Source organism: Pseudoalteromonas sp. SR45-4, assembly GCF_014163535.1.
Lineage (GTDB): Bacteria > Pseudomonadota > Gammaproteobacteria > Enterobacterales > Alteromonadaceae > Pseudoalteromonas > Pseudoalteromonas nigrifaciens.
The window spans coordinates 13,484-38,444 of the sequence record NZ_JACJDO010000018.1 but is presented as its reverse complement, the minus strand read 5'-3'; the positions used below and the strand labels follow the sequence as shown (position 1 = coordinate 38,444).

Annotated in this window: 23 protein-coding genes and 1 riboswitch; of the genes, 16 read left to right on the top strand and 7 right to left on the bottom strand. The window is 39.2% G+C overall.

Going from position 1 to position 24,961, the window contains the following annotated elements:
• Positions 1-24 precede the first annotated feature (24 nt).
• Positions 25-1,179 (bottom strand): acetylornithine deacetylase, encoded by a 1,155-nt coding sequence (gene argE / locus H5058_RS09585; RefSeq protein ID WP_086993975.1) that lies wholly within the window; start codon positions 1,177-1,179, stop codon positions 25-27.
• A gap of 224 nt (positions 1,180-1,403) precedes the next feature.
• On the opposite strand from argE, the gene argC reads away from it, so the two are divergent.
• From argC to H5058_RS09545, 8 genes are all read left to right on the top strand, one after another.
• On the top strand, positions 1,404-2,414 hold the full coding sequence (gene argC, locus H5058_RS09580) for an N-acetyl-gamma-glutamyl-phosphate reductase (RefSeq protein WP_182677856.1): 1,011 nt from the start codon (positions 1,404-1,406) through the stop codon (positions 2,412-2,414).
• Positions 2,415-3,182 carry an acetylglutamate kinase gene (argB, locus tag H5058_RS09575; protein WP_182677854.1) on the top strand — a complete coding sequence of 256 codons (768 nt, stop codon included), beginning with the start codon at positions 2,415-2,417 and terminating at the stop codon, positions 3,180-3,182. It abuts the gene before it with no gap.
• 7 nt (positions 3,183-3,189) lie between these two features.
• The gene (locus tag H5058_RS09570) at positions 3,190-4,122 is read left to right on the top strand and encodes an ornithine carbamoyltransferase (protein ID WP_182677852.1); all 933 of its coding nucleotides are present in this window, start codon (positions 3,190-3,192) and stop codon (positions 4,120-4,122) included.
• Positions 4,119-5,321: an argininosuccinate synthase gene (locus H5058_RS09565; RefSeq protein ID WP_011328945.1), complete on the top strand. Its 1,203-nt coding sequence runs from the start codon at positions 4,119-4,121 to the stop codon at positions 5,319-5,321. Before H5058_RS09570 ends, H5058_RS09565 begins: the two co-directional genes overlap by 4 nt.
• 49 nt (positions 5,322-5,370) lie before the next feature.
• Positions 5,371-7,236, top strand: coding sequence for an argininosuccinate lyase (gene argH / locus H5058_RS09560; RefSeq protein WP_011328944.1), 1,866 nt, complete (start codon positions 5,371-5,373; stop codon positions 7,234-7,236).
• 274 nt (positions 7,237-7,510) lie between these two features.
• Positions 7,511-7,711, top strand: coding sequence for a hypothetical protein (locus H5058_RS09555; RefSeq protein ID WP_182677850.1), 201 nt, complete (start codon positions 7,511-7,513; stop codon positions 7,709-7,711).
• Positions 7,712-8,324: 613 nt separating this feature from the next.
• A complete protein-coding gene (locus H5058_RS09550) occupies positions 8,325-8,795 on the top strand; it encodes a hypothetical protein (protein WP_259398622.1) in 471 nt (156 codons plus the stop codon).
• Complete coding sequence (locus H5058_RS09545; protein WP_182677846.1) at positions 8,788-9,312, top strand: hypothetical protein; 525 nt, start codon at positions 8,788-8,790, stop codon at positions 9,310-9,312. The genes H5058_RS09550 and H5058_RS09545 overlap by 8 nt, the downstream gene beginning before the upstream one ends.
• 13 nt (positions 9,313-9,325) lie before the next feature.
• Here H5058_RS09545 and coaD read toward each other — a convergent pair whose 3' ends face one another.
• Entirely contained in the window at positions 9,326-9,820 is a 495-nt protein-coding gene (gene coaD / locus H5058_RS09540; RefSeq protein WP_058373950.1) for a pantetheine-phosphate adenylyltransferase, read from the bottom strand.
• Positions 9,821-10,006: 186 nt separating this feature from the next.
• Between coaD and H5058_RS09535 the strand changes: the two genes are divergently transcribed.
• Both H5058_RS09535 and thiI read left to right on the top strand, forming a co-directional pair.
• Positions 10,007-10,675: a TetR/AcrR family transcriptional regulator gene (locus tag H5058_RS09535; protein WP_058373949.1), complete on the top strand. Its 669-nt coding sequence runs from the start codon at positions 10,007-10,009 to the stop codon at positions 10,673-10,675.
• Between the two features lie 72 nt (positions 10,676-10,747).
• A complete protein-coding gene (gene thiI, locus H5058_RS09530) occupies positions 10,748-12,205 on the top strand; it encodes a tRNA uracil 4-sulfurtransferase ThiI (protein WP_011328937.1) in 1,458 nt (485 codons plus the stop codon).
• 26 nt (positions 12,206-12,231) lie between these two features.
• On the opposite strand, the gene H5058_RS09525 is transcribed toward thiI, so the two are convergent.
• Together H5058_RS09525 and H5058_RS09520 are read right to left on the bottom strand one after the other, a co-directional pair.
• Positions 12,232-13,134, bottom strand: a complete 903-nt coding sequence (locus H5058_RS09525; protein ID WP_182677844.1) for a ketopantoate reductase family protein — start codon at positions 13,132-13,134, stop codon at positions 12,232-12,234.
• A complete protein-coding gene (locus H5058_RS09520; RefSeq protein WP_086993954.1) occupies positions 13,127-13,477 on the bottom strand; it encodes a VanZ family protein in 351 nt (116 codons plus the stop codon). The genes H5058_RS09525 and H5058_RS09520 overlap by 8 nt, the downstream gene beginning before the upstream one ends.
• A gap of 163 nt (positions 13,478-13,640) precedes the next feature.
• Here H5058_RS09520 and H5058_RS09515 point away from each other — a divergent pair, with 163 nt between their 5' ends.
• Positions 13,641-14,123: a YajQ family cyclic di-GMP-binding protein gene (locus tag H5058_RS09515; protein ID WP_011328934.1), complete on the top strand. Its 483-nt coding sequence runs from the start codon at positions 13,641-13,643 to the stop codon at positions 14,121-14,123.
• Positions 14,124-14,373: 250 nt separating this feature from the next.
• Positions 14,374-14,539, top strand: a riboswitch (cobalamin riboswitch).
• Positions 14,540-14,575: 36 nt separating this feature from the next.
• A complete protein-coding gene (locus tag H5058_RS09510) occupies positions 14,576-16,414 on the top strand; it encodes a TonB-dependent receptor domain-containing protein (RefSeq protein WP_182677842.1) in 1,839 nt (612 codons plus the stop codon).
• Between the two features lie 70 nt (positions 16,415-16,484).
• Here the strand turns inward: H5058_RS09510 and msrA are convergent, their stop codons facing one another.
• The 3 genes from msrA to H5058_RS09495 all read right to left on the bottom strand — a co-directional run bounded on the left by msrA (position 16,485) and on the right by H5058_RS09495 (position 21,263).
• The gene (msrA, locus tag H5058_RS09505) at positions 16,485-17,021 is read right to left on the bottom strand and encodes a peptide-methionine (S)-S-oxide reductase MsrA (RefSeq protein ID WP_182677840.1); all 537 of its coding nucleotides are present in this window, start codon (positions 17,019-17,021) and stop codon (positions 16,485-16,487) included.
• A gap of 87 nt (positions 17,022-17,108) precedes the next feature.
• Positions 17,109-20,207 (bottom strand): efflux RND transporter permease subunit, encoded by a 3,099-nt coding sequence (locus tag H5058_RS09500; protein ID WP_182677839.1) that lies wholly within the window; start codon positions 20,205-20,207, stop codon positions 17,109-17,111.
• A gap of 3 nt (positions 20,208-20,210) precedes the next feature.
• Positions 20,211-21,263: an efflux RND transporter periplasmic adaptor subunit gene (locus tag H5058_RS09495; RefSeq protein WP_011328929.1), complete on the bottom strand. Its 1,053-nt coding sequence runs from the start codon at positions 21,261-21,263 to the stop codon at positions 20,211-20,213.
• A gap of 244 nt (positions 21,264-21,507) precedes the next feature.
• Between H5058_RS09495 and H5058_RS09490 the strand changes: the two genes are divergently transcribed.
• The 4 genes from H5058_RS09490 to H5058_RS09475 all read left to right on the top strand — a co-directional run bounded on the left by H5058_RS09490 (position 21,508) and on the right by H5058_RS09475 (position 24,823).
• A complete protein-coding gene (locus H5058_RS09490) occupies positions 21,508-22,215 on the top strand; it encodes a DUF2982 domain-containing protein (RefSeq protein ID WP_182677837.1) in 708 nt (235 codons plus the stop codon).
• A 21-nt stretch (positions 22,216-22,236) separates the two neighbouring features.
• Positions 22,237-22,569 (top strand): hypothetical protein, encoded by a 333-nt coding sequence (locus tag H5058_RS09485; RefSeq protein WP_011328927.1) that lies wholly within the window; start codon positions 22,237-22,239, stop codon positions 22,567-22,569.
• A 67-nt stretch (positions 22,570-22,636) separates the two neighbouring features.
• A complete protein-coding gene (locus H5058_RS09480; RefSeq protein ID WP_182677835.1) occupies positions 22,637-24,298 on the top strand; it encodes a DUF1566 domain-containing protein in 1,662 nt (553 codons plus the stop codon).
• A gap of 9 nt (positions 24,299-24,307) precedes the next feature.
• On the top strand, positions 24,308-24,823 hold the full coding sequence (locus H5058_RS09475) for a DUF1566 domain-containing protein (RefSeq protein WP_089368648.1): 516 nt from the start codon (positions 24,308-24,310) through the stop codon (positions 24,821-24,823).
• Positions 24,824-24,961 lie beyond the last annotated feature (138 nt).

The following is a 24,961-nucleotide window of genomic DNA, read 5'->3' as shown; positions in this document are numbered from 1 at the left end:
TCTTTTTTATTTTTATAATCGCAATTAAGAAAAGCTAAAACAACTCGCTTTAATTATATTAGTGATAATTTGCTGTGAAGGCTTAATTTTCTCCATTGCTAAAAATTCATCAGGTTGGTGCGCTTGGTTTATAGAGCCGGGGCCCATTACTATGGTTTCACAACCAAGCTGTTGAATAAATGGCGCTTCAGTACAGTAGTTTACTGCCACCGCTTTTTGCCCCGCTATTTTTTCGGCTAGTTTAACCAAAGCGCTATCGGTGCTACCAGTAAATGCAGGAATTGGTTCGTGTAAATCAATTACGCTTACGGCATTTGGGTATTGCTGGTTTATTTCGTGAGTTGCATCAAGTACTAACATTTGCAGTTCTTGCACGCTTAAGCCCGGTAATGGGCGCATATCTATATGCATTTCGCAGCAACCACAAATTCGGTTGGCGTTGTCGCCGCCATGAATATTACCAAAGTTTAAGGTTGGATAGGGTATTTCAAAGTGTTCTATTGAATATTTATGCTTTAACTGTTCTTTTAAGATCAGTAGTTTTGTAATCACTTTGTGCATTACTTCGATGGCGTTAACACCACGTTCGGGATCTGAGCTATGGCCTGAGCGTCCGACTACTCTAATTGCGGTACTCATATGCCCTTTATGTGTAAATACTGGAGTCATATCAGTGGGTTCGCCAATTATACAGCGATCTGGTTTTAAATTTGGATGTTTACAAATTTGTTGAGCACCGGCCATTGTTGTTTCTTCATCGGCGGTGGCTAAGATCAAAATAGGCTGAGTTTGCTGTTTTTCATCAAGTTCACTAATAGCTTGCAGTACAAAAGCAAAAAAGCCTTTCATATCAATACTACCTAAGCCATATAGTTTGTTGTTGTGCTCGGTCAATTTAAATGGATTATGATTCCAGCGGCTATCGTCAAATGGCACTGTATCGGTATGGCCAGCGAGCATTAATCCACCATCGCCTTTACCGCGTTTAGCTAATAAATTATAGCGACCTTTGCCGCCTTCTAATTCAATTATTTCACAGCTAAAACCTAAGCTTTCACACCATTGTGCCAGTAATTCAATAACATTTTTATTACTCATACACAGGCTATCTTCAATGGCACTAATAGAAGGTGCTGCAATTAATTGTTGGTACATAGAAATAAATGAAGGCAAAGACATAAAAAATCCAAAATAAGTAATCAATTTAATTGCATAACAATATAAAAGTATTTATGATGAATATCAATTCACTTTTTAAGCATAAGTATTTTAAAAGTAGCGCCATGAAAATAATACGACGATAATCAACATTCATTAATAAATTAAAGTCTTAATTAGCCTCAGAGCTAGTTTAAGCGAACAACATGGATAAGTAGTAACTAATTTTAAATAACGAGTAAACAATGAATGTAGTGATTATTGGCGCAAGCGGTTATAGCGGCGCAGAACTAGCAAGTTTAGTTGCTAAGCACCCCAAATTAATTTTAACTGGTTGTTATGTATCTCAAGGTAGCTTAGATAAAAATAAACTGCTGAGTGATTTATACCCCGAACACTTAGGGCTACTCGATCAGCCTTTACTACCTCTTAGTGAATCTGCTTTTAGCGATATAGAAAACAGTGCCGATTACGTGTGCTTATGTACCGATCATAAAGTAAGCGTAGATTTAGCGCCGCGTTTTTTAGCCATGGGTAAAAAGGTATTTGATTTATCTGGCGGGTATCGCCTTGCGAGCAATGACGACTACGTTACTTATTATGGCTTTGAGCATCAACATCCAGAGTTATTAAATCAAGCTGCTTATGGTTTGGCTGAGTGGAATAGCGATGCTATTGCCGCGGCGCAATTAGTAGCTGTAGCGGGTTGTTACCCTACGGCTGCGCTTAATGCACTTAAGCCTTTGCAGCAAGCCGATTTATTAACTGAGCAAACAATTATAATTAATGCGGTATCGGGTGTAACCGGCGCAGGACGTAAAGCTAGCATTGGTACTCATTTTTGCGAAGTATCGCTTGCCCCTTATGGTTTGTTTAATCATCGTCATGGCCCTGAAATAGAGCAACACCTTGGTCATGATGTTTTATTTACACCGCATTTAGGTAACTTCCCGCGTGGTATTTTAGAAACTATTTATGTGCAATTAAAACCTAATGTCACCATTGAGCAAGTAACTCAAGCGTACCAAGTACTTGCCGATGAGCCGTTAATTCGTTTGCTGGGTGATAAAATCCCCTCAATTAAAGGCGTAGCTAAACAGCCATATGTAGATATTGGCTGGCAGCAACAAGGCACACAGTTAATTGTTATAGCTGCCATTGATAATTTATTAAAAGGTGCTGCAGGACAAGCTTTGCAGTGTATTAATTTATCAATGGGATTGGCGCATACCACAGGCTTAAAAGGATCGTTTTAAATGAGTAAAAAAACCTGGGTAATTAAACTTGGTGGCGCTGTACTTAATACCGAAAACGCGGCTAAAGCATTATTTTCAGTACTTAATGAGCAGCACAACGCGCAGTTTGTCATTGTGCATGGCGGAGGCGCGCTTGTAGACACTTGGCTTAAAGACGCTGGTTTTGCTAGCGCAAAGCATCAAGGTTTACGTATTAGCCCTAAAGAGCAAATGCCGTACATAGTGGGCGCGCTTGCAGGCTGTGCTAATAAACAATTAATGAGTGCGGCAATTAATGCTGGCCAAAAACCAGTTGGTTTAAGTTTGTACGAAGCCGGTGTTACTGCCACGCAAAAATTAAAAGCATTATGTTTAGTGGGTAAATGCACCAGTAACGATGATTCGATTATTAACGATTTACTAAAAATTGGCCGTATGCCAATTGTCAGCTCAATTGGTTTTGACCTGCAAGGCCTTTGGTACAACGTTAATGCTGACGAAGCCGCCGCTGCAATTGCCAACAACTTAAACGCAGAACTAATATTTATGACCGATGTTGAAGCAGTGCTTGATGCAAATAAGCAGCCTTTACATCAACTAGATACAAAACACATTGATACTTTAATAAATGAAGGAGTAATTGTGGGCGGGATGGAGGTCAAAGTTAAGACCAGTCTTCACGCTGCCCAACACTTACGACGCGGTGTGTATATTTCCAGCTGGCAAAAGCCAGAAAACTTAACAGCTTTGCTGCAAGGCAAGCATGTCGGAACTAAAATTACACCATAGGTTTATTATGTTTGAGAATTTTTTAACGGGTTTAGAATTAGACCAACAAGGCGCACTTAACTTATTAAAGCTAGCGCAAGGTATTAAAGCAAACCCTAAAAAATACAGCCAAGTATTGGCTGGTAAGTCAGTGGTTACTTTATTTGAAAAACAAAGCTTACGTACACGTTTATCGTTTGATATTGGTATAAATCGCTTAGGCGGGCATGCCGTGTATTTAGATCAACAAAATGGCGCAATGGGTGCACGTGAGTCGGTAAAAGATTTTGCTCTTAATATTTCTACATGGGCAGATGGTATTGTAGCGCGCGTAAATCAGCACAGTACATTAACCACATTAGCGCAGTATTCATCGGTGCCAGTAGTTAATAGCTTGTGTGATTTATATCATCCTTGCCAAGCACTTGCTGACTTTTTAACATTACAAGAAGTGCATGGCGATGTGAGTCAATTAAAGTTAGCTTATTTAGGTGAGGGCAACAACGTAACGCATTCATTAATGTTACTTGCTGCCACATTAGGCACAGACTTTGTTGCTGTTACGCCAAAAGGGTGTTCTCCAGATTCACAAATTCTGAAAAAAGCGGAACAAATAGCAGCAATGAATGGTGCATCAGTAATGGTGAGCGACAGAGTAGAAGCTGCTGTTGGTGCAAACGCAGTATACGCCGACACTTGGGTATCAATGGGCGACACCACACCACTTGAGTTAGTGAAAGAAAAATACATGCCTTATCAATTAAATAAAGCATTATTAGAGCAAACCGGTGCAACAACAGTGTTACATTGCCAACCGGCACACCGTGAGTTCGAAATTACCTCTGAGGTAATGGACGGTCCAGCGTCAAAAATTATACAACAAGCCGAGAATCGTATGCATGCGCAAAACGCTCTGCTAGTTACATTATTAAATCCAAATTTTGTTAAGGAACACCTATGAGTTCATTTAAAAAAGTCGTTTTAGCCTATTCAGGTGGTCTTGATACGTCGGCCATTGTGCCATGGTTAAAGGAAAATTACGGCTGTGAAGTTATTGCCTTTGTGGCCGATGTTGGTCAAGGTGCAGAGGAGCTTGAAGGCGTAGAAGCTAAAGCTATCGCATCGGGTGCTTCTGAGTGTTATGTAGTTGACTTAAAAGACGAAATGGTAAGTGATTACATTTACCCTACGCTTAAAACAGGCTCAATTTACGAAGGTACTTATTTATTAGGTACGTCTATGGCGCGCCCAATTATTGCTAAAGCACAGGTAGAAATTGCGCGTAAAGTGGGTGCCGATGCACTTTCTCATGGTTGTACAGGTAAAGGTAACGACCAAGTACGTTTTGAATCGTGTTTTGCAGCGCTTGCGCCTGATTTACAAGTAATTGCGCCATGGCGTGAATGGGATTTATCAAGCCGTGAGTCATTGCTAGATTACTTAGCTGAGCGCGATATTCCATGCTCGGCATCGGCTACAAAAATTTATAGCCGTGATGCAAACGCATGGCATATTTCGCACGAAGGCGGCGAACTTGAAGATCCATGGTGCCAACCAAGTGAAAAAGTGTGGACCTGGACAAACTCTCCAGAGCAAGCGCCAGATAAAGCTGAACTAGTAACACTAAATGTAGTTGAAGGTGAAGTTGTTGCAGTAAATGGTGAGCAGCTTAAACCTTATGATTGTTTAGTTAAATTAAACGATATTGCATCGCCTCATGGTGTTGGCCGTGTTGATATTGTAGAAAACCGTTTAGTGGGCATGAAATCGCGCGGTTGTTACGAAACCCCAGGTGGTACTGTAATGATGGCGGCACTGCAAGCCATTGACGAACTAGTGCTTGATAAAGCAAGCCGTAAGTGGAAAGAAGTACTGGGTGGCGAGTTTGCACATTTAGTATATGACGGTCGTTGGTTTACACCACTTAAAGACTCTATTTTAGCTGGTGCTGAAGCGCTTTCTAAAGATGCAACAGGTGAAGTTGTACTTAAGCTATACAAAGGCCAAGTTACCGCAGTGCAAAAACAGTCGCCACACAGCTTATACAGCGAAGCGTTTGCTACCTTTGGTGAAGACGATGTGTACGACCAATCACACGCAGAAGGCTTTATTCGTTTATTCTCGCTATCAAGCAGAATAAAAGCATTAGCTAAAAAGTAATTTTTACGCCCCTTGTAAAAAGGGGCAATATCGGGTTTGGAGATATTTCATGGCATTATGGGGCGGGCGTTTTTCTACGGGTCCAGACGAGGCGTTTAAGCAATTTAACGACTCTCTTCCTTTCGATTATCAATTAGCAGAGCAAGATATTATAGGCTCTGTTGCATGGGCTGGCGCACTTGAGCAAGTTAATGTGTTATCAAGTGACGAGCACCAAGAATTAGTTGCAGCATTGTACCAACTGCTTGAAGAAGTAAAAGCAGATCCACAAGCGGTAGCAACTTCAGGCGCAGAAGATATTCATTCACATGTTGAAGCTGCGTTAATCGAAAAAGTAGGTGATTTAGCTAAAAAATTACATACAGGGCGCAGCCGTAATGACCAAGTAGCCACCGATTTTAGATTGTGGTGTCGCGACACTGCCGATCATATTTTAAAAGCTATTGCTCAGTTAAAGGGTGAGTTTGTTGCATTAGCAGAGCGTGAGCTAGGGACTATTTTACCTGGTTATACGCATTTGCAACGTGCACAACCGGTGTTGTTTAGTCACTGGTGTATGGCTTACGTAGAAATGCTAGAGCGTGATGAAAGCCGCCTGCAAGATGCTAAAGCGCGGATGAACTTTTGCCCACTGGGCAGTGGTGCATTAGCGGGTACGGCTTATCCAATTGATCGTCAAGCATTGGCACAAGGTTTAGGCTTTACAGGAGCGACTAAAAATAGCCTTGATGGCGTATCTGATCGTGATTTTGTAGTAGAGCTATTAAGTTGTGCGTCTATTTCGATGATTCACTTATCGCGTATGTCAGAAGACCTTATTTTTTATAACTCAGGCGAAGCCGGATTTATAGAGCTTGCCGATAATGTGACATCGGGCTCGTCGTTAATGCCACAAAAAAAGAACCCAGATGCACTGGAACTAATTCGTGGTAAAACCGGACGTGTTTTTGGTGCGTTTAGCGCCATGATGATGACCCTAAAAGCACTGCCACTTGCTTATAATAAAGATATGCAAGAAGACAAAGAAGGCATATTTGATGCTATGCCAACGTGGCTTGCCTGTATTCATATGGCACAAGCGTGTATTAAAGGTATTAAAGTCAAAGGCGAGCGTACACTTGCAGCGGCAAAAGGTGGCCATGCAAATGCAACTGAGCTTGCCGACTACTTGGTAGCTAAGGGCGTACCTTTTAGAGAAGGACACCATATTGTAGGTGTGCTAGTACAATTGGCCATTAGTGAAGGTAAAACCCTGGAAGACTTATCGCTTGAGCAATACAAATCTGTAAGTGACGTATTTGCAGATGATGTTTATCCGGTACTAGAAATTGACGCCTGCATTAAAGCGCGTCAAGCACTTGGCGGAACATCAATTGAACAAGTAACCAGCGCTATTAAAGCTGCGAAAAAAAAACAGCAAATAACGGTTCGTGATGCTAATTTAGACGATGTTGAGTCGATTGCTAAACTGGTTCAGCACTGGGCTACGGTAGGCGAAAACCTACCACGTGCTAAAAGCGATATGGTGCACTCGATTAACGAATTTGCTGTAACCGAAATTAACGGCAAAGTATCTGGGTGTGCTTCACTGTACATTTACGACACAGGTTTAGCGGAAATACGTTCTTTGGGTATAGATCCACAAAGCGCAGTATCAGGACAAGGGCGGCAACTAGTTGAGCATTTATTAGCGAAAGCCAAAAAATTGGCGTTAAATAGAGTAATAGTGCTAACCCGAGTCCCAGATTTTTTTGAAAAACAGCGTTTTAGCTTTTGTACCAAAGAAAGCTTACCAGAAAAAGTAATGAAAGATTGTGAGCTTTGTTTACGTAAAGAAAACTGCGATGAAGTAGCAATGGAATATATTTTAAAGCTAAGTAATAAAGCGGAGATCCCGTGTAAATTCGTGGCTTAAACTCCCTAGATGTAAAAAACGTACGGGTTACCCTCGTGCGTTTTTTTATGGGTGAAAAACACTCATTTTAAGTATTAAAATAAAGTTTTATGGCTATTTAAAACTGTTAATTAAAAGTTGGCACAGTGGTTGCTTTTGTTACAAGTGTAAAATGCAGTAACAGCCTTGATGAGAAGGTCACTGTTAAATATAAGGTAAATATAATTACCCACTTTTAAAAGTGTAATACAAGATTACGCCAATAATACAAAAAACACTTACAAGGAATAATCACATGCAAGTTTCAGCTAACAGCCAACTACAAATGCAAGCATACAACAAAACGCAACAATTAAAGCCAGCAATGGAACAAACTGCTAGCCCTAAAACCCTGCAATCTGATACAGTAAGCTTCTCTCAAGAGGCGTTAGCAGCCGCTGGTGGCGCAGACCTTCAGCGTGTAGGTGGCATTATTATCCCTACAAGGCCTAAATGATTTTAGGGTTATGAATGTTTTTGACTGATTTTTTTGGTTTGTTTTCTCTATCAGCATTCTCAATGTGGGGTTTTTTGATGGCGTTTTTTTTTAACGCCTTCGTATTTTCATTAAATACAAAAAGAAACTCTACTCTTTTTTTTAGCTCATTTGTAATGATGGTGTCGTATACAATTTCCGATTACTTTCTCACTTGGCTATCAATACGCGCAGCTGACTATTTTGACTGGGCTATATATGACTTGGTAACTATAACTATATTGTTAGTAGCTTACTTTTTTATAAAAAAAACTACTCCCTCCTTTTTATATCTAATTGTAGGTTTATCTATAAACTCGATTCTTTTTTTACTTATGTACTTGGATGTGTTCATACTGAATAACACTCAAGCGTGGTTTTTCTGGGATATATATTCATTTACAGTAAATGTGGTTGATCTCATTATGATTGTTGCGTTAATTGTAGATAGAGATTTCCTCCGCATACATAAGCTAAAAAGCAAAGTACTATCTCTTTCTAAAAAAACAACTTAAAATACAGTCAATAATTAATGTATCTACTAGACTTACTTTTAGCTGATTACGTAAGCGCATTTATACAATGGGGCTTTTTAATGGCCTTTTTATATTCGCTAGTGTCGGGTATTAATAAGGCAGATAAGTCATTAATCTATATAGCCGCTATAATGATGTGCTCCTACACTTTTAGTGATTTACTGCCTATTTTAAATAATATCTACCTAGATTGGATTCTCTACGATTTACTAACAATTGCACTATTAATAGCCGCTATATTAATTTCTTATGTATTAACTTCTACAGCCAGTAATTATATTATTCTTGGATTATTTGTTAATGCCTGCCTAACAATAGCTATTTATTACGACTTGTATGTATTAAATAACATTGACGAATGGTGGCTTTGGAGTGTTTATTCAATTGGCGTTAACGTTATCGATTTACTCATGATTACAGTGCTTTTTATAAATAAAGACTTTTTGGGACTGATAAAGCTAAAATCATGTATTCTGAGGTTTATAGTCAAAGATGATAATAGCTGTGTGGGTATAAACTCGAATGATTGATTTTTTAAGGTTTATTGTTGATTTAGGTGAAAACATAAGCGCCTTTGTAACTTGGCTATTTCTAATCGCCTTTTTATTTAATTTATCGTCGAGTATTAATAAACCTGATAAAAGTAGAGTACAGCTATCGCTTATTATGATGGTTTCTTACTTTTCTAGTGCAGTACTAAGCTTAAAAACAGTTACCTATTTAGATTATTTTATGTTTGATATTGTTACCATATTAATAGTAATAATTTGGGGTATTAAAACAAAGTATACGATCCCTACGGCACTTATATATTTAATCACAGGAATGAGCATTAATGCGATGCTATTTTTAGGTATGCATTATGACACTGTTATTATTGGTAATATTGATTATTGGTGGTTTTGGGCTGTATACGTTATAGGTACTATCTCGATTGACTTACTAATGGCTTTGGTGCTGATTATTAATAAAGATTTATTAGGGTTAGCCTGGATATATAATAAAACAAAAATGCGAGTTAATAGTTTGAATAGCGCACTTAAGTAATGCGCTCGTTAGCTTATTTGCTGTAGCTGCAACCTAGCTTTTTATTAAGTGCAGCCATTACAATAGGGTCTACAAATTCGCTTACATCACCATTATGGCGTGCAACTTCTTTTACTAAGGTTGACGAAATAAACGAATTTCGCTCTGATGGGGTTAAAAATACACTTTCTAAATCTGGGTTTAGGCGTCGATTCATATTCGCTAGCTGAAACTCATAGTCAAAATCAGAAACCGCTCTTATACCTCTAATTAATACATTAGCATTGTGATCGCGTGCCAAATCAGCAAGTAATCCTGAAAACCCTATTACTTTTACATTATCTATATGACTTAAAAGAGTATTAGCTAGAGCTACACGCTCATCAAGGTTAAAACAAGGTTGTTTACTAGGGTTGTGGGCAATAGCAAGGATAACAGTATCAAACATTTTTGAGGCACGTTGAATTAGATCTGTGTGTCCGTTAGTTAGCGGATCAAAAGTACCTGGATAAATTGCAGTGATTTTCATAAAGTATCGCTATGTATTATTTTTAGCATTAGTGTAACAGTGTTTTTTATACAAATCAGCCTAGTAAGTGGCTTTAATTGTCACGACTAAGCTATTACACAGAGTGTTTAATTATGCTGTTTTTGTTTATACTAGACAACTTATTGTACGAATTGTAACTTGTTGAATAAAATAGAGTGTTAGTATATGAATACCAAGGATAAAATAATACACACCAGTATTTCATTGTTTAATGAGCATGGTGAGCGAGCGATATCAACTAATCATATAGCCTCGCATTTAAACATGAGCCCGGGTAATCTTTACTACCATTTTAAAAATAAAGAAGACATTATTCGCCATATTTTTGCGCTGTATAGTGAGCACTTGAGCACTCATTTTAAACCTATAAATAAAAATGATGATGCATTTAGTCAGTTAACGGTATATCTAGATTCGTTATTTGAACTGATGTGGCGCTACCACTTTTTTTACGACAATTTAGGCGATATTTTGGCGCGAGATACGCAGCTAAAGCAGGCTTATATTGATTTTCAACTAGAGCTTTTAGAACAGGTGCGTAAAATAATACTTGGTTTACGCGATAGTGAAATGATTGCGATTAACGAGCAAGATGCGCTCGAACTTGCACACACGCTTAAATTAACAGTTAGTTTTTGGACCCCTTATATTAAAGCCCGCAGGCTCAGCGGTGCACTTGCCGAGCAAGATATTTATCATGGTATTTTAAAAGTATTAACTTTATTTAGAGCCTATAGTACAGATAAAAGTAGCGATAAAATGAACCAGTTACGCGAAAAATACACGCAACTTGCTCACTCAGCCCCAAGTATTCCCGCTGCTCTTAGTTCCTAGGCGTTAATTTTTTTGCTATAATCGCGCGCCCAATGCCTGGGAGCGCGAATTCCCGCAGTCTAAGAGTGAACTATGCTTAAATTTATCGTCAAACTACATCCTGAAATTGCCATCAAAAGCCGCTCGGTTCGTAAACGCTTTACTAAAGTGTTAGAAAATAACATTAAGATTGTACTGCGCCGTATTGACGAAAAAGTACAAGTTAGAAATAACTGGGACAATATCTCAGTAGTTACCCTACTAGAAGGTGAGCAAACACGTGCCACTTTTATTGACAGCCTAGCGCGAATTCCGGGTATTGTGCAGTTTATTGAAGTAACCGAAACGAGCTTTGAAACGCTTGACGATATTTATAAAAAAACCATTGAATTAGTTGGTCACACCATTGAAGGTAAAACGTTTTGTGTACGCGCCAAACGTATTGGTAAGCATGACTTTACTTCAACGGAGTTAGAACGTTATGTGGGCGGTGGACTAAATCAGCATGTTGCCGGTGCAAGCGTAAAGCTAAGCCACCCAGAAGTAACGATACGCCTTGAAATAAAAGACGAGAAAGCCTACATAGTATCGCATACACACCTAGGCATGGCAGGCTTCCCGCTGCCAACACAAGAAGATGTATTATCGCTTATGTCTGGCGGTTTTGATTCGGGTGTAGCCAGTTATCAAATGATCCGCAAGGGCGCTCGTACGCACTTTTTGTTTTTCAATTTAGGCGGCGCGGCGCACGAAATTGGTGTTAAACAAGCGAGCTACTACTTGTGGAATAAATACAGTTCAACTCATAAAGTTAAATTTATTACCGTTGATTTTGAACCTGTAGTAGCAGAAATATTAGAGAATATTGAAAACAGCCAAATGGGTGTGGTGCTTAAACGCATGATGATGCGCGCAGGCAGTAAAGTGGCCGAAAAACTAAATATTCAAGCCTTGGTAACCGGTGAAAGTATTGGTCAGGTTTCTAGCCAAACATTAGCAAATTTAAGTGTTATTGACCGCGTAACCGAAACCCTTATTTTGCGCCCGTTAATTCAACACGATAAACAAGAAATTATTAATATTGCACGTCAAATTGGTACGGCCGAAATGGCCGAAACGATGCCAGAATACTGTGGTGTTATTTCTAAAAAGCCAACTGTTAAAGCTAAAATAGAAGTAATAAAAGCAGAAGAAGAGAAGTTCGACTTTGATATTCTTAATACCGTAATAGAAAACGCACGAGTAATGGATGTGCGCGATATTGATGTAGAAGCTAAGCAGGAACTAAAAGAAGCTGAGTCGGTTGCCGATTTACCAGCTGGTGCAGTGGTAATTGATATTCGCTCTCCAGAGGAAGAAGAAGCAGCACCACTGGAAATTGATTCTATAGAAGTGGTGCATTTGCCGTTTTTTCGCTTAGCAACTAAGTTTGGTGATTTACCAAAAGATCAAGACTATTACTTGTATTGCGATAGGGGTGTAATGAGCCAGTTACAAGCGCTTATTCTACACGAACAAGGCTTTACTACGGTAAAGGTATATCGCCCGTAAAAGTTAACGATATTAAATAGCGTGGTTTATACCGCGCTTTTTTTTGCTGCAATTTTAGCTAAAAGTTCATCGTTAAAAGGGGTTTTTATATTATAAAGCTTGCCTTGCTCGCTAATGTACCCACAAATTGCCATTATTTCAGTTGCTCTATTGTGAGCAACATCTTGTTGCATAGATGAGAAGTTCTCTGCGGTACGTGCCATCACATCATACGCACTGCTCAGTGCATTGATTAACGTTACATCAAGGTTTTTTGCCTTAGCAATATTACATGCTTCGGTTAGCAGGTTAATTATAATTGAGCAATATTGAGGCTCGCGCAACTGACCATTTTTAATGTTATGTAGCGCACTTAGCGGATTTATTGCTATGTTAACTAATAACTTATTAAAACGTAGCTGCTCAATATTCTCAGACGCATTTAAAAGGGGGATCGCGGTTAATTGATCCGCCATAATTTTGCTATTTTTAACACCTAAGTTGTTACATCCGCCAATTATACTTTGCCCATTACCAGTGTGCTGTACTATATATTGGTTTGATTTAAACCCTGCCATGCTCGTTGTTAAAAAATAAAGCGCTTGGTGCTCATTAAGCTCACATTTTAACTGCTCTACATTACCCATACCGTTATGCGAAAGCACAACAGAGCAATGCTGAGGCAAAAACTGTTTTACTTGTGCAAATGCGCTTTGCACTTGAAAGGCTTTTACCGTAAATAAAAACACATCAAATTTAGGTAAACTATTAAGCTCATTTAATGAAATAAAAGAGGCATTTATTTTTTGTGAAGCACTGTTGTCACTACTGTAAAAGCGAGTGTTACTCGTACTTTTTCGGGTTAACACGCTTACACTATGCTGCGCACTTAAAAAGTGGGCTAATAATAAGCCTATTGCGCCGTCGCCAATAATAAGAATTTTAGCCATGAGAGTTCTTTTTACGTGGGGTTAAAATTGCTTTGATTATAAAGTAGCTTGCTGCGCCGGCAAAATCTGCAATAAAATCTGCGATTGATGCTTGCCTATATGGAAGTGCGTCTTGCATTATTTCTATTGCAGCACCGTAACCGGCTAATAAAAGTATTTGTGCGTATAAAGGGAGTTTAAACGCTTTATCCATTATTATGGCAAGGATGAAAAATATCCCAAAGTGGGCTACTTTATCAACATGAGGAAACAGGTTGCCAACCCCTTTTATTTCTTTCGCAAATAAAAAGGTAAACACCACAATACTAATTAAAAAAATTGCTTGATAAATACGCCTTGTCACAACAAATCCTAAAATCGCTTAAAAAAGAAACCGTAGTATATCAAACTAATTTAGTATCGCACCTGAACAAGATGCATAAAAGTGTAAAGATTTATAGTTTTAGCGTTATAATCGCTTTAATAAATTAAGTATAAAATTAAGATAAAATAGTTAGGAGAAATCAATGCCTTCATTTGATATTGTATCTGAAGTAGAAATGAACGAAGCTAAAAACGCAGTTGATAATGCAAACCGTGAACTAGAAACTCGCTTTGACTTTAGAGGAGTTGATGCATCGATTGAGCTAAATGATAAAGTAATTAAGCTTAAAGCCGAAGCTGACTCTCAGGTTATACAATTATTTGATATTTTAGCGAGTAAAATTTCTAAGCGTGGTATGGATGTATCAAGCCTTGAATTGCAAGATATTAGCCGAGCGGGTAAAAATGTTTTTCGTAACGTTGGTTTAAAGCAAGGTATTGAAAAAGAGATGGCTAAAAAAATAGTTAAAGCCATTAAAGATTCAAAAGTTAAAGTACAAGCCGCCATTCAAGGTGAAGAAGTACGCGTAACGGGTAAAAAGCGAGATGATCTTCAAGAAGCTATGCAAGTAGTACGCAGCGCCGATTTAGGCCAGCCATTTCAGTTTAAAAACTTCCGCGATTAATAAAACAGATTACAGATATTATAGAGATTAGGAGACTAATTTTTAAAAAATTTGTGTTAAAAAAGCCAAGCTACAGCAATGAAGTTTGGCTTTTTTGCTATTAGTAGCTTGGTATGTAATCTAACTCTTTTACAGTGATTGTTGAGGGTTTATATCGTTAAAAATTAAACTTTGGCTATATAGACGTCTATTGACATTTATAAACAAAATACTCACAATAGCGACCTATTTTCAAGGTGCTTGCTTAATACCTTTGTATACGTTTCAAAGTATTGAAATTAACAGCAAGATAATCGGGAAGTTGGTGCGTTTTCAAGACGATAACAACCCCAACACTGCCCCCGCAACGGTAAAGTATTAGCAGCTATTATAGTGTTGACTGAGTCCGGAGACCGGCCTTGAAGCAATCTTACTTATTAACATCTTTGCGGTGGGCAAAGGTAGGGGACATCATGTTAAATAAAACCGCTCTAGGTGTGGCAATTTCGGCTGCACTTTCATTTTCAGTATCTGCAACAGTGCAACCAATCGAAAAAATTACCGTTACAGCTAATAAATTCGAACAACCTATTAGTAATGTGCTGGCCAGTGTTAGCGTAATTGACCGTGCTGATATTGAAAAAAGTAATGTGCGAGACTTACCTAGTTTGTTGGCTTCTCAAGCTGGTTTTCAAATTAACTCAAATGGTGGCTTTGGCCAAAATTCAGGTGTTTCGCTACGCGGTTCAGGTTCACGCCATACCCTTATTTTAATTGATGGTGTTAGAGTCGGCTCGGCTACTCTTGGCTATAAAGGTATTAGTAATATTGCCCTTAATACTATTGAGCGTATTGAAGTTGTTAAAGGTTCTCGCGCTGCTGTTTATGGCTCAGATGCCTTAGCTGGGGTGATTAATATTATTACTCGTAAAGCTGATAATATTCGCTTAGATGCTACTTTTGGCAGCAATGCTTATCAAAGCTACCAAATGGCGGGTGGAACAAATATAAATGATTTAAGTGCATCATTTAACGCTGGAATTGAAAAAACCGATGGTTTTGATGTACTGCAAAACCATGCACCAGATGAAGACGCTTATGAGAACAAAAATATTGGCTTCAATATCGCTTATAACGATGACTATTTAGGCAAGCTAACCGTACAAACTCAGTATAATGAAGGTTATGCTCGTTCTGATAATCAGAACAGTGCAGCAGACAGCAGTGATGAAAGTAATGATTTTGAAAACTACCAAGTATCATTAGGGTGGAATAAAAGCTACGAAAATCAAATACACCATATAGCATTCGCATTTTCTAGCGATAGCCAAGATAACACCAGTGAAGGTGTGGTTAGTATGTACGAAACTAAGCGAAATCAAATTGATTATACTGGGCAGTATATTGTCTCAGATGAGCTTAATATTAATGGTGGCTTGAACTGGTACAAAGATAAAATAGAAACCAACGCAGGTAATTATGATAAAGATAGCCGTGAGGTTTTTGCTGGCTTTTTAGGTGCGTATTACGATGATAATACGGTTTTAGCTAATATCGCAGTTCGCCAAGATCATGACCAACAATTTGGTGATAAAACCACGTATACAGCAGCGGTAGGTTATCATTTAAATAAGTTTGCTACGTTTAGAGCAAGTCAAAGCACGGGCTTTAAATCGCCTACCTTTAATGATATTTATTTTCCAGGTTCAGGTAACCCAGACCTAAAACCAGAAACGTCTGAGAATAAAGAATTAGGTTTGTTGTTAAGTTATCAAGATATTGCTTTAGAAGTGTCTATTTTCCGTAATGATTTTGACAATAAAATAGCGTGGGCACCAACACCTGCAGGCCCTTGGCAGCCAACAAATATAAACGAAGCGTGCCATGAAGGCATTGAGTTTAGTTTTTCGCAACAGCTAATGGGTTTTGAGCATGCATTTAACTTCACTTACTTATCTGCAGAAGATTTAGAAACGGGCCAAGAGTTAGCTTATGTATCAAAAAATACCTTTAACTGGTCTTTAAATAAAGGGTGGGGAGATTTTGATGCGGGTATCGATTTGCAGTATCGTGGCGATAGGAAAGGTAAATTAACTGATTTATCTTCATATACATTATGGAACCTAGTCGGTAACTATCAAGCAACTGAGCAGTTAAGCTTTTCTTTACGGGTCGAAAACCTGTTTGATAAGCAGTACGATGAAGTTGATGCCTATGGTATTGATTTAGATGGTGATTATATAAATGATGAATTTTATTACTATAACACCGCTGACCGACGCTTATTTATTGGTGCTGCATACCAGTTTTAATATGCGCTAGGTAGCTTAAACTTAAAAGCTCGCTAAATTAGCGAGCTTTTTTGTGCGTAACAAAATGGGTTTAATCAGCTAAAAACTCTTTAAATTCGGTTTCGAATTTATGCAATTTAGGGGCAATTAAAATACTGCAATAGCTTTGGTTTGGATTTACGTTGTAATAATCTTGATGGTAATGCTCTGCTGGATAATACGTGGTGGCAGGGCTAACCTCAGTCACTATTGGCTCGCTTACCTGGTTTTGTAATTGAGCGATCACCGCGTTAGTAAGTGTTAGCTGTGTTTGGTTGTGATAATACACAACACTGCGGTATTGTGTGCCTATATCGTTACCTTGGCGGTTGAGCTGGGTGGCATCGTGCAAAGTGAAAAACATTGCTAGTAATACTTCAAAACTAATAATAGTGTCGTCAAATTCAATTTGCACTACTTCTGCATGGCCGCTAGTGCCTGAGCATACTGATTTATAGGTAGGAGTGTCTGTGTTGCCACCAGTGTAACCCGAGCTTACATTTAATACGCCGTTCACTCGTCTAAATGCGGCGTCTATACACCAAAAACAGCCGCCACCAAAGGTAGCGACTTGCGTTGTTGAACTCATAAATACTCCAAAATAGCTGTAAGTTTAGATTATGCAGAGCATAAGTCTAAAGCGTCGTAACAACAAGGTTACGACGCTATTAGGAGGTTAGATCTCTTCGAATGGCTTTTTAGCGGCTTGTTTATCAAGTTTTTGCTGCAAAAACTCAGGTGACTGTGTATTGCGCGCAAGTGCATAGTAAGCAGCAGGTACTACAAACAGAGTCAGTAGGGTTGATACAACAACACCGGTAAACACTACAACACCAATCACCATACGGCTTTCAGCACCCGGGCCCGAGGCTAAAACCAGAGGTACCGCACTCATTACAGTGGTTAATGAGGTCATAATAATAGGGCGTAGGCGCTGCGTAGCAGCTTGTAAAATAGCTTCGCTAAACTCTACGCCTTTGTCGCGTAGTTGGTTAGTAAACTCAACAATTAATATGCCGTTTTTAGCACTTAACCCTATGAGCATCACAATACCTATTTGGCTGTAAATATTGAGCGTAAGTCCTGTGGCCCACAAGCCAAACATAGCACCCATTAAGCCAAGGGGTACGGTAAGCATTATTACAAATGGGTGCATAAAGCTTTCAAACTGTGCCGCTAGTACTAAAAAGGTAACCGTAAGTGCTAAAATAAACACGTAGGTCATGGCCGAAGCACCTTCATAAAACAACTGCGATTCGCCTTTGTAGTCAATCGCGCCATCTATGTCGTTTTCTTCCATGGCTACTTCGTTTAAAAAGTTAAGCGCTTGTTCAAGTGTATAACCGTCGGCTAAGTTGGCGCTTAAGGTAATTGCACGCATACGGTTGTAACGGTTTAAGCGCGATGCGGTAGCTTCTTCTTTTAAGCTAATTAAACTATCAAGCGGGACTAGCTCGCCACTGCGTGATTTAAGATAAATGTTTGAAATATCAGTAGGGTTGGTAAAATCTTCTTTTGTCCCTTTTAAAATCACATCGTATTCTTCACCGCGGTCAATAAAGGTCGTAACACGGCGCTGGCCAAGCATTGTTTCTAGTGTACGGCCTACATCAGATACCGAAACGCCTAAATCGGCAGCTTTGTTTTTATCTATGCTGACTAAAAACTGCGGGAATGTTTCTTTGTAATCATGATCGATTCTAACCAGTCCTGGATTTTTCTCAGCGCGCTCTATAATACGGTCGCGCCAATCGGCTAGTTGTGCGTAATCGTTACCTTGTAGTACAAACTCGATTGGGCGTGATGAACCACCGCCGCCAATGCCTCGGCGCATAATAGCAAAGGCTCGCACGTCGGTAACTTCCTGCAGTTTAGTGCTTATTTCGTCCATTATTTCCCAGGTAGAACGTTGGCGTTTGTCCCAATCGGCCATACCTACAATTGCTACACCGCCACTGCCGCCCCAGCCTGGTACGCGCACGAGTACGCGGCTTAGCTCACCAGATTCAGAGTAAGGCATTAAGCGATCTTCAATTTTACTCATGTTAGCGGCATTGTTCTCATAACTGGCGCCTTCAGGGCCACTCATCATAACAAAAAAGGTACCACGGTCTTCTTTAGGTGTTAGCTCAGAGGGTATTTGAGTAAATAATGAATAACTTACAAAGCCAGCTAATAATAAGCTGATCATTAAGCCCCATTTGCGGGTCATGTTAGAGGCAAGTGAGTTACGATAACTAAGCTCTACCTTAGCAAAAAAGCGGTTCATCGACTGGCTAAATTTACTTTCTTTTTCAGAGGCTTTTAATACTTTAGAACATAACGCAGGTGAAAGAGTAAGTGCTGTAATACTTGAGAAAAACACTGCGGCACTTACCGCCATAGCAAATTCAGTAAATAAAGCACCAATACGGCCATCCATAAATACTAAGGGTACAAATACCGAAATAAGCACTAAAGTGGTGGCAATAATTGCAAAGCCCACTTCGCGCGCGCCTCTATAAGCGGCCAATAAAGGAGGCTCGCCAAGCTCTATGCGGCGATGAATGTTTTCTAACATAACAATGGCATCATCAACCACTAAGCCGATTGCTAGTACCAGTGCAAGTAAAGTAAGTAAGTTAATGGAATAACCCATAGCGAGTAAAAACATAAAACTACCCACTAACGCCACCGGCACAGTAACTGCAGGGATTAAGGTGGCACGAATATTACCTAAAAATATAAAAATAATTAATACAACTAAGCCCATAGAAATAGCAAGGGTGCTGTATACCTCATTAATCGATTCTTTTATAAAAATAGATGAGTCGTAACTATCCTCTATAGTGGTTCCTTCGGGTAGGTTACGTTTTATTTTTTCAAGTTCGGCGCGGGCGTTATCAACCACAGTTAAGGTGTTGGCTTTAGCTTGCTTTACAATGCCTAAACCAATCATATTGCGGCCATTACCCCGAAATAAACTCTCGTCATCGGCGGCTTCTAGGTGTACATCAGCCACTTCACTTAAGCGTACTAGGTAACCATCATCACCGCGTTTTATTACTAGGTTTTGAAAGTCGCGCTGATCTTTATAACTGCGGGCTGTACGTACAGTAAAGTCACGGTCAACCGATTCAATTTCGCCAGCGGGTAACTCTACGTTTTCGGTGCGTAGTGTTTGTTCTATATCGCTCGCAGTAATACCGCGAGCAGCCATTGCTTGGCGGTTTAGCCAAATTTTCATGGCGTATTTTCGCTCACCACCAATGCGTACGTTAGACACACCATCAACTACGGCTAGGCGATCAACAATAAAACGCTGTGCGTAATCAGATAATTGCATTGAGTTCATGGTTTCGCTGTTTAGCACAAACCATACAATAGGGCTTTCATCGCTGTTAGACTTAGACACCTCAGGCGGGCGAACTTGTTCAGGTAGGCTATCTGCGGCGCGGGCAACACGTTCACGCACATCGTTAGATGCAGCATCTATATCGCGCTTAATATCAAACTCAATCGTAATATTTGAGCGGCCATTACGGCTCGATGAGTTAATACTTTTAATGCCTTCAATACCCGATATACGATTTTCGATGACTTGGGTTATTTTGGTTTCTATAATCTCTGCAGAAGCACCTGTATATTCGGTACTAATATTAACAATAGGTGTTTCAATATCAGGGTACTCACGCAGTGGCAGCATGCTAAAAGCAACGAGCCCAAAGGTGAGTAAAAGTAGGTTTATTACAATCGCAAAAACAGGGCGTTTAACGCTAATATCGGTAATTTTCACGGGTTATCCCTTCACGCTAACTTTACTGCCAGAGCGAATTTTTATTAGCCCTTCAGTTATAATTTGCTCCCCATCGGCTAAGCCTTCATCAACAGCAACCCAGCCGTTATTTCTGCCCGCAATATGCACTTCAACACGATTAGCAACACCGTCCAAAATTTGAAATACGTAATGTTTGTCTTGTAGCGGAATAATTGCTTTTTCTGGAACCATTAATGCTTGGTTACTACTTAGCTCTAACGCTGTTTTAAGTAGCATACCAGGGCGAAGCAAACCTGAATTATTTGCAAAGCTGGCGGTTACTTCTACGCTACGCGTTACCGAGTCAATACGCGAACTAATATGCGTTACTTTACCGATAAAGGTTTGATCTGGATAAGCATCATTTTGAGTGAGCACTTTCATGCCGGTAGCTAATTGCGCTAAATATTTTTCAGGTACTTTAAAGTCTACTTTAATGATACTTATGTCATCGAGGGTGGTAATAATTGAACTGTTATTTACATAGGCACCAATCGATATTTCACGCTTGCCCAACATGCCAGAAAATGGCGCGGTAATGGTCATTTCAGCTAGCTTGGTTTTAGCGCTTTCTAATTGTGCTTGGGTGGCATCAACTCGTGATAATTGCTCTTCAAGTAACGATTTTGCTGTTGACTGAGAACGTGAAAGTTCGGTAAGTCTATCGAGTTGGCGTTTTTCTTCGCGTAAATTAATATTGAGCTCTTTTACAGCAATTTGTTCTTGTTGGCTTTGCAGTTGTACTAGCTTTTGGCCTTTGCTAACTAGGTCGCCATCTTCAAAGAAAATATTAGTCACGTAATCACTTTGTGCGCTGGTAATATATACAGCTTGGTTAGCGCGAGCGCTACCAATAGCTTCAATCATTACTGCATTTTCTTGCGAGGTAACAGTGTGAGCAGACACTTGCGTGGCCATTTGTGAAAAATCTGCTTGTTCACCTTGGCTAGCGGGTAAATATAAATAAACGCTAAATATTACGAGTAGCGTAATAATAAATGGAAAAAGAGCTCTACCTGATTGTCTTGAGTACATTGCTTTAATACCAAAAAATAAATTATAACTATTGTACGAAATAACACCGAGAAAAGGCGGTATTATGTCCCATTAATTTGTGAATTAAGCGTAAAAGTTATAATAATTAATTAAATAAACTCATGCTTGAGCTTTAAAAGGTATTTTATGAAGTTAAATACGCCGTGCAAAAAATGTTTAATGCTCAGAAAAATAGCATTGTGGGGCATTATTATGTTCATTTTTTACAGTGTTTATTATCAATATGGATGAGTTTAACGCTATGCAAATTAAGTATCGTGCGCAGGGAGCTAAGCATGGCATAGAAGTATTAATTGTTGGTGCGATTGGTTTGTTATTTATTATGCTGTTTAATTTATTACGCCCTGGTGAAATTAGCATTCTAGAAATTTTTTTAGTTAGTTTGTGTATTGCAGCAATAACAATTGGTTTTTTTAAAACCCAAGAGCCATTTTATAGCTTAGTGTTAACCACTGAGCAGTTAACTTATCAGCACAAATATGGTGTTTGGCATTTAGCTCATAGTAATTTTAAATCAAGCGGAATACCCAAAATAGCAGTAGGGCTTGAGCACTTAGAGCTTAACGTGGTAGGAATTAAGGTAAACGATATGGATGAGTTTTTAACGGGTTTAGCCCCAAGAATCGCAGGGAAATTATTGATAGAGCAGCGTCATTTATTTATGCAACTAATTCAAAAGAATTGCAAAAATGGCGATTGCCCATCAGAATGGCTGGTAGAGGATACACAATATAGATCTAAAAATGGAATTAGCTATAATGGGTTAATAGCAATGTTTGGCAACAGGGCTAAGCATTTGCAGTTACTAACAGGCTATGAGCTATTATTACCAGCGAGTGTATTAGATAGAAATATTTGGGAATTTAGTGCTAACTTAAATGCATGGCAGCGCGACCCCCTTAAATTTATAGCGTCGCAAGTAAGTAATTAAAACGCGGCAGTAGGAATAATAATGAGCCAAGAAAGAGCTTTTTTAAAAAGTGGTCGTAATACCATAATACATAAAGACAAAAAACTTGATTTAGTCATTGTTAATTCTGAGATCCACCCTCGAATTAAAGTGACCCAAAATGGCTTAGAACCATTTAAAGAAGAGCTGCCAAAAAACCGCCGTGACGCAAAAGAGCGTTACTTAGAAGTTGTTTATGTTGGTAGCGCCGATGTGTTTGGCGAAGAAAAACGATTGTTATTTATTCAAGCCCTTGATGGGCGGGAATACAAGGTTGATTACAGTAAAATAGGTACTAAGTTATTTGTACGTATTCATCAAGATAGTTATTTATAGTACTTAGTGGCACTTTTATTGCTTTAAATAATTATTAATTATTTTTTGATATAAAAAGGTGCTTAGTATGAGAGCAATTGCGTTAATCCCGTTATTGTCGTGTGGGCTATTGGTTGCATGCGGAGGTGGGGGGAGCTCTGATGATGGTGATAACACTCAAGCTTCAGTATTTGCAGGTAACGATTTGCAAATTATTGAAAAAACCGATTTTACTATTACTGCAAAAGGCTCACCTACCGAGGGTACGTTTACTTGGCAGCGCGTAAGCGGCCCCATTGTTGATGGATTTCCGCTCGATGGTGCAGTGCAAACTATTACCGCGCCAGATGTAAAGGCAGACAGTGAACTGGTGCTCAGAGTAAGCTATCAAACAACCGGTGGTGGTTTAGTACATGACGATATTAGTATTTTTATTACTTCAAACAATCAATTACCCCAAGCTGTAATTACTCAAACAGCACCGCAAGTATTGCCATCGGTTTATAACGATACCGTAACGCTAAGCGCAGCAGACTCAACAGATCCAGATACAAATGGTCAAATTAATAGCTACTTGTGGCAATTAATATCAGGACCAGCCCTCAATATTAATAGTTTTACTAATTCTACCTTAAGCTTTAGCCATCCACTGCTTGAAAACCATACAAATTTAAAGTGGTCATTAACGGTTACCGATGATGAAGGGGGAGAGTCAACCTCTGAATATGACATGACTTTAAATAAAACAGCGCAAGTTGTTATTGCCAATGCCGGGGCTGATCAGCAAGTTAACGAGTTTGATAAAGTAACCTTAGATGCAAGTAACAGCGCTGCCGCAACCAGTACTTATAAATGTGACTGGCAACAACTAACCGGCAAAGCGGAAACATTAGCTAATAGTAATCAATGTATTACTACTTTTTATGCCTCAGACATAGACACTAACGCCACTTTAAGCTTTGAAGTAATGGTTACTGATTCAAAAGGGCGCACCGCAAACGATAGTGTATTTGTAGATGTTGCACCTAAAGCGCTTGGGTTAATAAACGATACAGGTGTAGGGGAGTGTTACAACAATACTCAACGTATAAACTGTGTTAGTAAAGATTTTCCAAATCAAGATGCTGAACTTGGTCGAGACAGCTTTGCGAATCGTTTAGCCAAAGTAGGGCAAGGTAATTTAGCGTTTGATTACACCAAACTAAATGAGTTTGCCGATGAAGTGGCTGATGACGCACAAAATTTTAGTTGTATTCGCGACAACGTAACCGGTTTAGTGTGGGAGGTTAAAAGCCCTGTGTCAGGTGTGGTACCTAACACTACATTACGCGATGGGCAAAATCATTACACATGGTACCTTACTGAATCTGCTATTCCTCAGGTAGGCGGAGCAAGAGGCGCAGCCAACTCTAGTTGCCCAAGTAATACCGATTGCGGATTGCAAAGCTATATACAAGAAGTAAATGCGTTAGATTTTTGTGGTGGCACAAATTGGCGAGTACCTACTTACACCGAGTTACTAAGCTTAGTAGATTACGGCAAGCAAGGGCAAAATGTATTAATAGATGAGAGTATTTTCCCTAATATGCCAGCGGTTAGTTTACTGGGTCACTTGCGTTATTGGACCTCTCAAACAGCGGTTGATGGTACCAGTTTATCGCAAGCTTATATTATAGATATGAGCGATGGTAATGACCTTGCTTATCCAAAAAGTAAGACTGCTTATGTTCGTTTAGTTAGAAGCCGTTAGGGGAAGTATATGAAATTTAAATTAATAACTACATTTGCGGCAATGAGTTTAAGCTTTAACGTAATAGCTGGGGTTTGTTATGACTCTGTTACGCAAACAACACCAACAGAGCGATTTACAATAAATCCCGATGGCACAGTGTCAGATAGCAAAACAGGTTTAATGTGGCAGCGTTGTAGTTACGGACAAGTGTATAACAATGCTACAGCAACATGCGAAGGCTCTACACCATCATTAACCTGGCAAACTGCATTGCGAGGCGCAGTTAACGATACAACGGCAAGTTATAATGACTGGCAAGTACCAAATATTAAAGAGTTAGCAAGTATTATTGAACACAGATGTACAGAGCCAAGTATTAACGAATCGGTGTTTTTGGGCACAAAGCTACAAAACTATTGGACCAATACCTCAGGTGTAAACACGATTAACTCTGCTTGGGTATATCAGTTTGACAGTGGATTAAATAGTTTGCACGCTAAAACCAGTAGTGTTTATTTGCGCTTAATGCGTTACGAAAAATAATCCAATATAAGTAAATGCACAGCTAAGTTTAAAGCAGTGCTTTTTACATTAATTTACGTTATTTCAATAATAAAAGAGCCTGAGTGTTGTCACTAAGGCTCTTTTTTTGCCATTATGGAGGGGATTTATTTACCAAGG